The organism is Pseudomonas sp. MPC6 (genome assembly GCF_006094435.1).
Taxonomy (GTDB): Bacteria; Pseudomonadota; Gammaproteobacteria; order Pseudomonadales; family Pseudomonadaceae; genus Aquipseudomonas.
On sequence record NZ_CP034783.1, the window covers coordinates 3,767,076 to 3,781,092 of the forward strand.

At 61.0% G+C, this 14,017-nt stretch carries 10 protein-coding genes; 3 read left to right on the plus strand and 7 right to left on the minus strand.

The features are described from left to right. Window positions 1-9 precede the first annotated feature (9 nt). From ELQ88_RS19400 to ELQ88_RS19430, 7 genes are all read right to left on the minus strand, one after another. Window positions 10-969 carry a peptidylprolyl isomerase gene (locus tag ELQ88_RS19400; RefSeq protein ID WP_138967076.1) on the minus strand — a complete coding sequence of 320 codons (960 nt, stop codon included), beginning with the start codon at window positions 967-969 and terminating at the stop codon, window positions 10-12. Between the two features lie 10 nt (window positions 970-979). Beyond that, entirely contained in the window at window positions 980-1,660 is a 681-nt protein-coding gene (narI, locus tag ELQ88_RS19405; protein ID WP_128871529.1) for a respiratory nitrate reductase subunit gamma, read from the minus strand. Further along, window positions 1,653-2,408 (minus strand): nitrate reductase molybdenum cofactor assembly chaperone, encoded by a 756-nt coding sequence (gene narJ, locus ELQ88_RS19410; RefSeq protein ID WP_138967078.1) that lies wholly within the window; start codon window positions 2,406-2,408, stop codon window positions 1,653-1,655. Before narJ ends, narI begins: the two co-directional genes overlap by 8 nt. A 2-nt stretch (window positions 2,409-2,410) precedes the next feature. Continuing rightward, window positions 2,411-3,949 carry a nitrate reductase subunit beta gene (gene narH / locus ELQ88_RS19415; protein WP_046047388.1) on the minus strand — a complete coding sequence of 513 codons (1,539 nt, stop codon included), beginning with the start codon at window positions 3,947-3,949 and terminating at the stop codon, window positions 2,411-2,413. A gap of 1 nt (window position 3,950) precedes the next feature. Then, window positions 3,951-7,724 carry a nitrate reductase subunit alpha gene (locus ELQ88_RS19420; protein WP_138967080.1) on the minus strand — a complete coding sequence of 1,258 codons (3,774 nt, stop codon included), beginning with the start codon at window positions 7,722-7,724 and terminating at the stop codon, window positions 3,951-3,953. Between the two features lie 68 nt (window positions 7,725-7,792). Further along, a complete protein-coding gene (locus ELQ88_RS19425; RefSeq protein WP_138967082.1) occupies window positions 7,793-9,190 on the minus strand; it encodes a NarK family nitrate/nitrite MFS transporter in 1,398 nt (465 codons plus the stop codon). Then, window positions 9,168-10,472 (minus strand): nitrate/nitrite transporter, encoded by a 1,305-nt coding sequence (locus tag ELQ88_RS19430; protein ID WP_138967084.1) that lies wholly within the window; start codon window positions 10,470-10,472, stop codon window positions 9,168-9,170. Before ELQ88_RS19430 ends, ELQ88_RS19425 begins: the two co-directional genes overlap by 23 nt. 303 nt (window positions 10,473-10,775) lie before the next feature. Here ELQ88_RS19430 and ELQ88_RS19435 point away from each other — a divergent pair, with 303 nt between their 5' ends. The 3 genes from ELQ88_RS19435 (at window position 10,776) to ELQ88_RS19445 (ending at window position 13,983) form a co-directional block, all read left to right on the plus strand. Beyond that, window positions 10,776-12,578 (plus strand): HAMP domain-containing protein, encoded by a 1,803-nt coding sequence (locus ELQ88_RS19435; protein WP_138967086.1) that lies wholly within the window; start codon window positions 10,776-10,778, stop codon window positions 12,576-12,578. Beyond that, window positions 12,575-13,222 (plus strand): two-component system response regulator NarL, encoded by a 648-nt coding sequence (gene narL, locus ELQ88_RS19440; protein ID WP_128871534.1) that lies wholly within the window; start codon window positions 12,575-12,577, stop codon window positions 13,220-13,222. The genes ELQ88_RS19435 and narL overlap by 4 nt, the downstream gene beginning before the upstream one ends. A gap of 86 nt (window positions 13,223-13,308) precedes the next feature. After that, window positions 13,309-13,983 carry a Crp/Fnr family transcriptional regulator gene (locus tag ELQ88_RS19445; protein WP_138967088.1) on the plus strand — a complete coding sequence of 225 codons (675 nt, stop codon included), beginning with the start codon at window positions 13,309-13,311 and terminating at the stop codon, window positions 13,981-13,983. Window positions 13,984-14,017: the final 34 nt, after the last annotated feature.

The window sequence follows — 14,017 nt, forward strand, 5'->3', positions numbered from 1 at the left end:
GGCCCGATTTCACTGCACCAGCGGTGAGTCGGCGCCCTGCAAGTGGATGCCACGAATGTCCGCCGCACCGATCAGGGTTTGCAGGTACTGCACCAGGGCTTTTTGCCAGACGCCTTGCTGCAGCTGCGTGCGAATCGCAGTCGACACCACTTCATAAGGCAACGGCTTGCCTTCGATGCGCTGATCGACACTGATCACATGCCAGCCATAGCGACTTTCCAGCGGTTTGCCGGCCAGACCCGGAGCCAGGGTAAACAGCTGGCGCTCCAGTTCGGGCACGGTCTGGCCCTTGCTGATCTGGCCCAGGGAACCGCCTTGGGCCTTCGACGGGCAGGCCGAATATTTCACGGCCAGCTCGGCAAAACTGCCGGGCAACTCTGCCAGGCGCTCCAGCAGGATTTGCGCCTGGACCTGCGCCAGGGAGCGCGCCTCGGCATCGTCCGGCGCGCACTCGAGCAGGATGTGCCGCACTGCCAGCAACGGCGCGCTGTGGAAGCGTCCGCGATTGTTTTCGTAGTAACGCAGACTCGACTCCTCGTCGCACTGCGGCACTTTCACCTCACGTTCGAGCAGCAAGCGTGTGGCCGCCTCTTCTTCGTTCTCACCGGCGCCGATCTCCAGCGACACGCCGAGCTCGGTGATGCGCTGCTGCAACAACTCGCGGATCACCAGCGCCCTGGCAGCCAGATAGACCGCCTCCTCGCGGCTTTCGGCCGGGTGATACTGCAGCTCCTGGGCCATCGCCTCGGGGGTGATCGACACCTCGTTGACGCTGATGATCGGCCACTCCTGCTCACTGCTGGCGATCAACTGCGCCGGGGCGTCATCGGCCCCTGCGGGTTCAACCGGCAGCGCTTCAAACTGCGCCTGCGCCACCGGCGCGATGTCGAGGACGTCCTCGGCTTTTTTGGAAGAACCGCAGCCACCGCTGCCCCCGTTACCGCCACCACATCCACATCCACCTGACATGATTCTCTCCTCAGTACTTCTGACGAACGATTTGATAACGACGCCCCAGGTACCAGATCGGCGCGCTGATCATGTGTACGAGACGGGTGAAGGGGAACAGCACGAACAGGGTCAAGCCGAGGAACACATGCAACTTGTAGATCAGCCCGACCGGCGCAATGGCTGCCGCTGCTTCCACCGGACGCAACAGCACGGTGTTCTGCGCCCAATCGGCGAGCATCACCATGACCGAGCCGTCCATGTGCCCGGTAGATGCGACGATGGTCAGCAGACCGAGCAGCAACTGCGCCAGCAGCACCAGCAGAATCAGGATGTCCGAAGGGCTGGAGGTGGCACGGACCCGAGGGTCGCTGAGCCGCCGGTTGACCAGCATCAGCAGGCCGATCAGGCACAACAGCCCGAAAAAGCCGCCGGAGACCATCGCCAGCAACTGCTTGTTCTCAGTGCTGATCACGTGGTGATAAATCGACGCCGGGGTCAGCAGGCCGACGAAATGCCCCGCCAGCACGAACAACACACCGATGTGGAAGAAGTTGCTCGCCACGCGCATGCCGCGTTGGTTGAGCATCTGGCTCGAGCCGGCCTTCCAGGTGTACTGCGACAGATCGAAGCGCGCCCAGCTGCCAATCAGGCAAATCGCCAGGGCGACATAGGGATAGACCCCGAACAACAACAGGTTCCATTTAGACATTGCCCACCTCCTTGGCCGGCACGGCGGCCAACCCTTCATGCTGAAAATCCACCCAGTGCAACGGCACTGCGCTTTCCTCACGGACCTTGCCCGGTGCGCTCGGCAGTCCACTGCAACGGTCCTGCTGTTCGGCCTGGAGAAAGTCCACCGCCTCCTCTTCCCAGATCTTGTCGAGGGCTTCGAGGGAGTCGTCGCGCGGTTCCGCCGCGACCTGCGCCCGCAAGTCGGCGACCGCCTGATGCGGTTCGGCCCCGGCAATTTGCAGCAGCGCTCGAAAGCAACTGGCGTAGGCGCTTTCACGCTCTTCCAGACGTGCGGCGAGCAAGGCCAGCAAGTGCGAAACATCCGCCAGGCCCTCGCGGGCCTCGATGTCTTCGCGGGTGGAGAGGAATTCCAGGTACAGCGGGATGTAATCGGGCAGCTCCTTGACGCCGATGGCAAAACCGGCTTCTTCGTATTGCGCCATCATGTCGACCATCGCCTGGCCACGGTCGCGGGACTCACCGTGCACATGCTCGAATAACAGCAGCGACAACGAGCGCCCCCGACCGAACAGGGCACCGTAGTACTCCTGCCCGTCCATCAGGTCATTGCCGCAGATCAGCTCGAGCAATTCGAACAAGGCGCCGCGCTGTTTCGGGCTGATTTCCCTGGACTGGATGATGGCCTGCTCCAGTTCGTCGCGACCGCCAATCAGCGTCTCGGTCGGGTAATCGAGCAGCAGCGAAATCACTTTGAGAATTTGCATGCTCATTCCTCCCACAACTGCACGGTTTTCAGGATGTCGCGGCGGTTGGCCTTCTTGGCGCCGAACATGTTGGTGTCGGAGCTACCACTACAGCCGCTGCCGAAACTGAAGCCGCAACCGGAACGCTCGGCGAAGGCATCGCTCATGGCGTCTTCACGGTGGGCACTCGGTACAACAAAGCGGTCTTCGTAGTTGGCGATTGCCAGGTAGCGATACATCTCCTCGACCTGGGCCACGCTCAGGCCGACATCCGCCAGCACCTGCAGGTCCTGCACGCCGTCGACTTGCTCGGAACGTTTGTAGGCGCGCATCGCCAGCAAGCGTTTCAGTGCACGCTTGACCGGTTTTTCATCGCCAGCGGTCAGCAGGTTGGCCAGGTACTTCAAGGGAATGCGCAGGCTGTCGACGTCCGGGATCACCCCGTTCATACCGACGGTGCCGGCAGTGGCAGCGTTCTGGATCGGCGACAGCGGCGGTACGTACCAAACCATCGGCAAGGTGCGATATTCCGGGTGCAGCGGCAGTGCGAGTTTCCAGTCCACGGCCATTTTGTAGACCGGCGAACGCTGGGCTGAATCGATCACCGACTGCGGCACGCCATCGGCCAAGGCCTGACGAATCACCGCCGGGTCATTCGGATCGAGGAAGATCTCCAGTTGTTTCTCGTACAGGTCCTGCTCATTGGCGGTGCTCGCCACTTCGCTGATGCGGTCGGCGTCATACAGCAGCACACCGAGGTAGCGGATACGCCCGACACAGGTTTCCGCGCAAACGGTCGGCATCCCGGCTTCGATACGCGGGTAGCAGAAGATGCATTTCTCGGACTTGCCGCTCTTCCAGTTGAAATAGATCTTCTTGTACGGGCAGCCGCTGATGCACATCCGCCAGCCACGGCATTTTTCCTGGTCAATCAGAACGATGCCATCTTCTTCACGCTTGTAGATCGCCCCGCTCGGGCAGGCCGCGGCGCACGTCGGGTTGAGGCAGTGCTCGCACAGGCGCGGCAAATACATCATGAAGGTGTTTTCGTACTCGCCGTAAATGTCCGCCTGGATCTTGTCGAAGTTCTTGTCCTTGCGGCGCTTGGCGAATTCGGTGCCGAGGATTTCCTCCCAGTTCGGGCCCCACTCGATTTTTTCCATGCGCTTGCCGGAGATCAGCGAACGCGGACGCGCGGTAGGTTGATGCTCGCCCAGTGGTGCGGTGTGCAGGTGCTGGTAATCGAAGTCGAACGGTTCGTAGTAATCGTCGAGGCTCGGCAGGTCCGGGTTGGCGAAAATGTTCGCCAACACGCGGAATTTACCGCCGATGCGCGGGTTGATCGTGCCGTTGGCATTGCGGATCCAGCCGCCCTTCCACTTGTCCTGGTTTTCCCATTCTTTCGGGTAGCCGATCCCGGGTTTCGATTCGACGTTGTTGAACCAGGCGTATTCCATGCCTTCGCGACTGGTCCAGACGTTTTTGCAGGTGATGGAACAGGTGTGGCAACCGATGCACTTGTCCAGGTTCAGAACCATCCCGATTTGTGAGCGAATCTTCATCTCAGTTCTCCTCGATATCGGTCGGCAGTGGACGCGGCAGGTCATCGCCACTTGAACCATCGAGCCAGTCGACTTTGGACATTTTGCGCACCACGACGAATTCATCGCGGTTGCAACCGACCGTGCCGTAATAGTTGAAACCGTAGGCTTGCTGCGCATAGCCGCCGATCATGTGGGTCGGTTTGAGCACTACCCGGGTGACCGAGTTGTGGTGGCCGCCACGGGTCTTGGTGGTTTCCGAACCTGGCACGTTCACGATCCGTTCCTGGGCGTGGTACATCATCACCATGCCGTCCTTGACCCGCTGGCTGACCACCGCTCGCGCTGTCAGTGCGCCGTTGATGTTGAAGCACTCGATCCAGTCGTTGTCCTCGATGCCGGCGCTTTTCGCGTCGTTCTCCGAGAGCCAGACAATCGGCCCGCCGCGGCTGAGGGTCAGCATCAGCAAGTTGTCGCTGTAGGTGCTGTGGATGCCCCACTTCTGGTGCGGAGTGATCCAGTTCAGGACGATTTCCTTGTGGCCGTTGCTGCGCTTGCCTTTCACCCCTTCGATGGTGCGGGTGTTGACCGGCGGCCGATAACTCATCAGTTGCTCGCCGAACGCCTGCATCCACGGGTGATCCTGGTAGAACTGCTGGCGACCGGTGATGGTGCGCCATGGGATCCCTTCGTGAACGTTGGTGTAGCCGGCGTTGTAGCTGACGTGATCGTCTTCGAGACCCGACCAGGTCGGGCTGGAAATGATCTTGCGCGGCTGTGCCTGAATGTCGCGGAAACGGATGGCCTCGTGGGCCTTGGACAGCGCCAGGTGGCTATGGTCGATACCGGTGAATTCCGACAGCGCGGCCCAGGCCTTGACGGCCACCTGGCCGTTGGTTTCCGGTGCCAGGGACAGAATCACTTCAGCGGCGTCGATCGCCGTGTCGATTTTCGGCCGACCCTGGCTGATACCGGCATCGCCTTCCTTGTGATTGAGCTCACCGAGGAATTTCACTTCGTCTTCGGTGTTCCAGTTGATGCCTTTGCCGCCGTTGCCGTGTTTCTCCAGCAATGGCCCGAGGGACGAGAACTGCTTGTAGATGTTCGGGTAGTCACGCTCCACCACGTGCAGGTTCGGTGCGTTCTTGCCCGGCACGGGTGCCACGCCGGCGCTTTTCCAGTCGGTGCCGCCAAAGGGTTGGGCCAGTTCGCCGACGCTATCGTGCATCAGCGGGATGGTCACCAGGTCCTTCTCAACGCCCAAGTGCCCGACCGCCATGCTGGAAAACGCCTTGGCGATGCCTTTGTAGATTTCCCAGTCGGAACGCGATTCCCACGCCGGGTCGATGGCGGCCGACAACGGGTGAATGAACGGGTGCATGTCCGAGGTGTTCATGTCGTCTTTTTCGTACCAGGTTGCGGTCGGCAACACGATGTCGGAATAGACGCAGGTCGAGGACATGCGGAAGTCCAGCGTAGTGACCAGGTCGAGCTTGCCGATCGCGCCCTCGTCCACCCATTCGGCTTCTTCGGGTTTGCAGTCGCCGACCTGGCCGATGTCTTCGTTCATCACGCCGTTCTTGGTGCCCAGCAGGTACTTGAGCATGTACTCGTGGCCCTTGCCCGAGGAGCCCAGCAGGTTGGAACGCCAGATGAACATGTTGCGCGGGAAGTTGACCGGGCTGTCCGGCTGTTCGCAGGAGAAACGCAGCGAACCGTCCTGCAACGACTTGACCACGTAGTCTTTCGGGTCCATGCCGGCGGCAGCGGCGTCGCGGCAGATGTGCAAAGGGTTAGTGTTGAGTTGCGGTGCGCTGGGCAACCAGCCGGCACGTTCAGCGCGGATGTTGTAGTCCAGCGCATGCTCGGGGAATTGCGATTTGTCGGCCAATGGCGAGAGCACGTCGTGCATGCTCATTTTCTCGTGGCGCCACTGCGAACTGTGGGCGTAGAAGAAGCTGGTGCCGTTCATTTGGCGAGGCGGACGGTTCCAGTCCAGGCCGAACGCCAGGGGCAGCCAGCCGCATTGCGGACGGAGTTTTTCCTGGCCAACGTAGTGCGCCCAACCGCCACCGGTCTGGCCGACACAGCCGCAGAGCATGAGCATGTTGATCAGCCCGCGGTAGTTCATGTCCATGTGGTACCAGTGGTTCATCGCCGCGCCGACGATAATCATCGAGCGGCCCTTGGTCTTGTCGGCGTTGTCGGCGAACTCACGGGCAATCTGGATGGCTTTCTCGCGGCTGACGCCGGTGATCTGTTCCTGCCACGCCGGGGTGCCGGGCACCGAGGCGTCGTTGTAATCCTTGGCGACGTTTTCGCCGCCGAGGCCGCGATCGATCGCCAGGTTGGCGGCCGACAGGTCGAACACGGTGGCGACTTTGGCCACGCTGCCGTCCGCCAGCACCACGTTATGCACCGGCACGCGGCGGTATTGCACGGCATCGCCGGCCACGTGCTGGAAGTGCTCGTGGGACTCGCCGGCAAAATACGGAAACGCCACTTCAGCCACGTCATCGCCGATCAGGCTCAGCTTCAGATCGATCTCACGGCCTTCGCCGCCTTCACGGGGCAGGATGTTCCACTTGCCCTTCTCGCCCCAGCGATAACCGATGGAACCCTGAGGGGACACCAGTTCGCCGCTGACGTCGAGGGCGATGGTTTTCCATTCCGGGTTGTTTTCCTGGCCGAGGTTGTCGGTCAGGTCACTGGCGCGCAGAAAACGGTCCGGCTGGTAACCGGCGCCCGGTGCCTTGTCGACCATTTGCTTGAGCAGCACCAGCACCGGCAAATCGGTGAAGCGCTTGGCGTAGTCGGTGAAATAGGCGCTCGGCTTGTCCAGGTGGAATTCTTTGAAGATCACATGGTTGAAGGCCTGTGCCAGCGCCGCATCGGTGCCCTGCTTCGGGTTCAGCCACAAGTCGGTGAGCTTGGCGACTTCCGAGTAATCCGGAGTAATGGCAACGGTCTTGGTACCCTTGTAGCGGACTTCGGTAAAGAAGTGCGCGTCCGGGGTACGGGTCTGCGGGACGTTGGAGCCCCAGGCGATGATGTAGTTGGAGTTGTACCAGTCGGCCGATTCCGGCACGTCGGTCTGCTCGCCCCACACCATGGGCGAGGCCGGTGGCAAGTCGCAGTACCAGTCATAGAAACTCAGGCAGGCGCCGCCGATCAGCGACAGGTAACGCGAGCCTGCGGCATAGCTGACCATCGACATGGCTGGAATCGGCGAGAACCCGACGATCCGGTCCGGGCCGTATTGCTTGATCGTATAGACGTTGGCGGCAGCGATGATCTCGTTGACTTCTTCCCAGTTGGAGCGAATGAAGCCACCCATGCCGCGTTTGCTTTTATAGGAGTCGGCCTTGGCCTTGTCCTCGACGATGCTGGCCCAGGCTTCGACCGGCGCCATGGTTTGCCGCGCATCGCGCCAGAGCTTGAGCAACGGCTTGCGGATTTTCGGGTACTTGAGCCGGTTGGCGCTGTAGATGTACCAGCTGTAGCTGGCACCACGCGGACAGCCACGGGGCTCATGGTTCGGCAGGTCGTTACGGGTACGCGGGTAGTCGGTCTGCTGGGTTTCCCAGGTGATCAGGCCGTTCTTGACGTAGATTTTCCACGAGCAGGAGCCGGTGCAGTTCACCCCGTGGGTGGAACGCACGATCTTGTCGTACTGCCAGCGCGAACGGTAGACGTTCTCCCAGTCGCGGGACTCTTTGCGGGTCTCGCCATGACCGTCGGAAAACTCGTTTTGCTTGCGATTGAAAAACTTCAGTTGATCCAGTAAATGACTCACGGTGTAGTCCTCTCAGGCTTGCTGCGGGGTTCTGCGCCCCGCCCACGCGATGGTTGGATTCGGGTTTCTCAGCAGGGAGTCGCTGCGCCTTTGCGCGCGTACCACCACCACGTCACCACGATGCAGCTCAGGTAAAAGCCGACGAACATGTAGAAGGCCATCTCCGGGCCGCCGGTCTGGGCCATCGAAGTGCCGAAGGATTTGGGAATGAAGAACGCGCCGAAGGCGCCCATGGCCGAACTGAAGCCCAGGACCGCGGCTGACTCTTTGCCGGCATTTTTCAGCGCCTGTTCGCGCACTGCCGTTGGTTTGCCGGCCGAAGCTTTTTCATGCTGGGTGCGGAAGATCATCGGGATCATGCGGAAGGTGGAGCCGTTGCCCACACCGGTGGTGATGAACAGCAACATGAACATGCCGAGGAAGCCGTAGAAGTTGCCGCCCGAGCCGTTCTGCGGCAAAAAGTGCAATACGCCGAAGACCATCACGATCATCAGGACGAAGTTCCACAAGGTCACTTTCGCGCCACCGAGCTTGTCCGCCAGCCAGCCGCCCAATGGACGCACCAGGGCGCCAACCAACGGGCCGAGGAAGGCGAATTTCAAGGCGATGACATCAGGGAACGAGGTTTTGATCAGCAGCGGAAACGCGGCGGAGAAGCCGATGAACGAACCGAAGGTCGCCAGGTACAACCAGCACATCAGCCAGTTGTGTTTGCGTTTGAAGATCACCGCCTGCTCGCTGAACGAGGCCCGGGCACTGGACAGATCATTCATGCCAAACCAGGCCAGCACCGTCACCAGGACAATGAACGGCACCCAGATGAAGCCGGCGTTCTGCAACCACAACTGGCCGCCATCCGGCAACGCTTGCGGCGAGCCGCCCATGAAGCCGAACACACCGAAGGTAATCACCAGCGGCACGCAGAACTGCATCACCGAGACGCCCAGGTTACCCAGCCCGGCATTCAGGCCAAGCGCCGTACCCTGCTGCGACTTGGGATAGAAGAAGCTGATGTTGGACATGCTCGAGGCGAAGTTGCCGCCACCGAAACCGCAGAGCAAGGCAATCAACACGAACACGCTGTAGGAGGTGCTCGGGTCCTGCACGGCGAAGCCCATCCAGATCGAGGGCAGCAACAGCGACGCGGTGCTCAGGGCGGTCCAGCGCCGGCCACCGAAGATCGGCACCATAAAGGAATAGAAGACGCGCAAGGTCGCCCCGGACAGCCCCGGCAACGCGGCCAGCCAGAACAGCTGGTCGGTGGTGAAGCTGAAGCCGATGGCGTTCAACCGCACGATCACCGTGCTCCAGACCATCCAGACCGCAAAGGCCAGCAGCAGCGCAGGAATGGAAATCCACAGGTTGCGCGTGGCGGTCTGTTTGCCGCTACTTCCCCAGAACGCGGGGTCCTCGGGGCGCCAGTCATGAATGACCGGGCCTTTGTCAGGCTTTTGCAGAACGGACATGTTCTTCTCCTAGGGCAATGCTGGAAAACGGGGACTGGGTCAGCGGCGGCGCTTTACCCAGCACCGGGCTTTTGCGGATTTCGCTGAAGTACATCCAGGTGAGGGAGACCCAGACCACGCCGTACATCAACATGAAGCAGGAAGAGCGCACGCCGGTGATGTCCACCAGGGCGCCGAACAGGATGGGCAACACGAACCCGCCCAGGCCACCGGCGAGGCCGACGATGCCGGACACCGCACCCATGTTTTTCGGGTAGTCGTTGGCGATGTATTTGAAGACCGAAGCCTTGCCGAACGCGAAGGCGATGCCCATGACGAACAGCAGCACGGTGAACAGCGCGGGGTTGAGGCCGATGTGGAAATCCACCGGGCCGTTGATCGTTTGCACTTGCAGCTGGGTCTGGGGATACGAGAGCAGGAACAGGCAAATCCAGCTGACCCACAACACCCACCAGGTCACGCTTTGCGCACCCCAGCGATCCGACATCCAGCCGCCGACCGCACGCAGCACGCCACCGGGCAGAGAAAAACAGGCCGCCAGCAACGCCGCGCTTTGCAGGCTGAAACCGTATTCCTGCACGTAGTACTTGGTCATCCACAGCGCGAGGGCGACATACCCCCCGAAGACGATCGAGTAGTACTGGCAGTAGCGCCACACCGCCGGATCCTTCAGCGAGCTCAATTGCTCCCGCAAAGTCGCGCCAGTGGCACTGCGGTGGTCCTTGTTTTCGGCGCTGAAGAACCAGAACAACAGCGCAGTAATAAACAGGATTGCGCTGAAGACTTTCGGCACCAGCTGCCAACTGCCGGCAGCGATCAGCGCCGGGGCGAGAAACTTGGTCACCGCGGCCCCGGCGTTACCGGCACCGAAGATGCCCATCGCGAAGCCCTGGTTCTCCTTGTCGAACCATTTGGCGACGTAGGCAATCCCCACCGAGAACGAGCCACCGGCCAGGCCGACGAACAAGCCCAGCACCAGGAACTGCCAGTAGGCGGTGGCGTGACTGATCAGGTACAGCGGCGCGACGCAGGCCAGCATCAGCAGGAAGAACACGCTGCGCCCGCCAAAGCGGTCGGTCAGCAGGCCCAGGGGCAACCGCACCAGCGAGCCGGTCAGTACCGGGGTCGCGGCCAGCAGGCCGAACTGGGTTTCGTTGAGCTGGAGAAGGTCCTTGATCGGCACCCCGAGCACGGCAAACATCATCCAGACCATGAAACAGACAGTGAAGGCCAATGTGCTCATGCCCAGCACTAGGCCTTGTCGTACACGGGGTTGGGTCACGATGCTCTCCAGTCAGTTAGCCACGGCTGCAGACTAGAGAGGCCGACCCCGCAAAAACTTGATCCATATCAACGTAGCCCATGGGGGCACAGGCCTATGCTTGCGCGGCCTACCTCCAAGGAGGTAGTCCTGCAAAGGCTTGAAACCCTAGGTTTATCAGGGGCTTGGGCTTTTCTTCCAAGGTTTTTGCTGACAGGGATCAGTCGACAACTCTTTAGAGGTAGCGCGCCCGGGATCGGCGGCAAAACCTGCTCTGGTGCACTCTATGCTCTGTTTTCCTGATTTTTTCCCGAGTCGGCGTTGATGATTCGCTGGTTGCGCAGCTCCCTGCCCGCTCGCGCCGGGCTGGCGGTGATCCTGATCGCCGTGCTCGCCCTCGCCAGCTCATTGAGCGCCGGGCTGATCGCCTGGTTCAGCCAGGGCGATGCCGCCGCGATCAATACCGCGGGCTCGGTGCGCATGGAGACCTACCACCTGAGCTGGAAACTGGCGGCGGGCGCCTCCAGCGAAGACATCGCCAACGTCGCCGACAGCCTGCAGAATCGCCTCGACAGCCAGTCACTCAAGGCGGTGCTGGAGGATGGCCCGACCACCGCGCTGCAAATCAGCTACGGGCAAATCCAGCACTACTGGAACGAGGAGTTGCGCCCGGCGCTGGAACGCGGCGATGGGGCCGCTTTTCAAGCCAAAGCCCTGCCCTTCGTTGAACAACTGAACCAGTTCGTCCATCTGCTACAGCGCCAAAGCGAACAAAAGCAAGGCTGGCAACAGGTGATCCAGGGCATGGCCTTGTTCACCACCCTGTTCGTCCTGCTGATCGGGTTATACGAATTGCAGTATGGGGTCGTCATGCCCCTGAAAGAGTTGGTGGACGCCACCCAGCGCTTTCGTCGCGGTGACTTCAAGGTGCGGGTCAATCATCAGTCCCAGGATGAACTGGGCCAGTTGGCCATGAGTTTCAACGCCATGGCCGAGACGATCGAAGAGTCGCACCGCACCCTGGAGACTCAGGTCCGGCAAAAAACCCTGAACCTGCAACAAGCCAACGCGGCTCTCGAGTTGCTGTACCAAAGCAGCCGCAGCCTGGCCACACGCCTGGCCAATGCCGAAGGCCTGGATGAGTTGATCCGGCGCTTTCAGCAACGCCTGCCCGGTTTGCGCCTGTCGCTGTGCCTGCAAGGACAATTGCAGGCACCGGCCCAGCAGTTGCTCGCCCTGCACGGCGCAAACATCCGCGAAGTCTGCGCCAGCAGCGATTGCGCCACGTGTCAGAAGCACCATGAAACCAGTCCGCAAACCTTCAGCATCAGCAACCAGGGCAGTGAACTGGGCGAACTCAAGGCGCATTTTGTCGACGGCCATCCCACGCAAGCCTGGGAAACCCAACTGATCCAGGCCCTGGCCAACCTGATTGGCACCTCGCTGTCGCTCAAGCGTCAACGGGAACAGGATCATCGCCTGCTGCTGCTGGACGAACGCACGATCATTGCCCGCGAGCTGCACGATTCACTGGCCCAGGCCCTGTCCTACATGAAACTGCAAGTCAGCCGCCTGCAGACCCTGATGCGCCGTGGCGAACCGGTGGAAACCCTGGAAAACGTCACAGCGGAACTGCGCGAAGGGCTGAACAATGCCTACCGCCAGCTACGCGAGTTGCTGACCACCTTTCGCTTGCAGATTCACGATGCGGGGCTGGTGCAGGAACTCAAGGACACCGCCGAGGAGTTCTCTCGCCGCGGCGAATTCCAGGTGCACCTGCACGTCGACGCATTGGCTTTTCAGCTATCGGCCAGCGAGCAAATCCACATCCTGCAGATCACCCGCGAGGCGCTCTCCAATTGCCTGCGCCACGCCCATGCGCAAAGCGCCTGGCTGCAACTGCGTCAGGAAGGCGAAACCGTGAGGCTCAGCGTCGAAGACGACGGACGCGGGTTCAGCGGCAAAGTCGATCCGCGCGAACACCACGGCCTGAACATCATGGATGAGCGGGCCCGCAGCTTGCGCGGCCAGTTGCAGATTTTTTCCAGGGCGCCCCAGGGCACCCGCGTCCAGCTGGAATTCCGCCCGGAGTTTCTTGGACAGCAAACAGAAGGTAGCGTCACATGACCCCGTCCCCGCGACACCGAATCCTGCTGGTCGACGACCATCCGATGATGCGGCACGGCATCCGCCAGATGCTCGAGCTTGAAGATGATTTCGAGATCGTCGGCGAAGCCAGCCATGGCGAAGAAGCCCTCCCCTTGATCGAGCCGTTGCGACCGGACCTGGTGCTGCTCGACAACAACATGCCGCAGATGAACGGCATTGAAACCCTGCGTCAATTACGCGCGATGCACTACAGCGGCAAGGTGCTGCTGTTCACGGTCTCGGACGCCGAAGACGATATTCGCGACGCACTGCGCCTGGATGCCGACGGCTACCTGCTCAAGGACATGGAACCCGAACTCCTGATTCAGTACATCCGCGATGCCTTGAACGGTGTATTGGTGATCAGCCCGGGCCTGACCCAGGTCATGGCCCAGGCACTGCGCTCACCGCAACGCCAAACCGTGGTGGAACTGACCGAACGTGAACGCCAGGTACTGAAAACCATCGCCAGCGGTTTCAGCAACAAGGTCATCGGGCACAAGCTGGGCATTACTGAAGGTACGGTCAAGGTTCACGTCAAGAACCTGCTGCATAAACTCGGCTTGCGTTCGCGGGTCGAGGCGGCGGTGTGGGCCATGGAGCACTTGCGCAGTGCGGGCTGAAGGGCATGCCTCTTTCGAGGTAGACCTGCAGAGGCATGGGGCAATTGCCTCGTGTTCTTTACTATGATCGTCAGCGGAGGTACGCCATGCTGACCCACCCTTCCATCGTTTTAACGTTGCGCCGACACCATCTGTTCAGCCAACTGCCGGAGAAAGTCTTCGAGGAAGTCTGCGGGCTGGCGATGCTCAAGCGTCTGAGTTGCCACAGCACGCTCATGCACCAAGGGGATCCGGCCAAGCGCTTTTTCCTGTTGGTCAGCGGGCAGATCAAGCTGTACCGGCTCACCGGTGAAGGCCAGGAAAACCTGGTGGAAATCATTCAGCCCGGCCAGACTTTTGCCGAAGCCTTGCTGTTCAGCCAGGCCCGGCTGTACCCGGTGAGCGCCACGGCGCTCAAGGACAGCGTGCTGGTGAGCATCGAGGGCAGCCATTATCGCAACGTTCTGGAGGACCAGCCGAAAGTTTGCCTGGCGATCCTGGCGAGCATGAGCGTGCACCTGCACCTGCGTCTGCGCGATATCGATACCTTGACCATGGCCAGCGCGAGCCGGCGGGTGATCCATTTCCTGTTCCAGGAGCGCAACCCGCTCACCAACCGGATTGTCTTGCAGGTCTCCAAACGCCTGGTGGCCTCGAAGCTGGGTATTCAACCGGAAACCTTTTCGCGGATTTTGCACCGCCTGGTGGACAGTGGCCTGATCGCCATGGAACGGCGCAATATCAGCATCCTCGCCGAAGAGGATCTCGCGGCCTTCCAATAGACGGAATTGACCGCAGTCAATGCGCAATACCGCC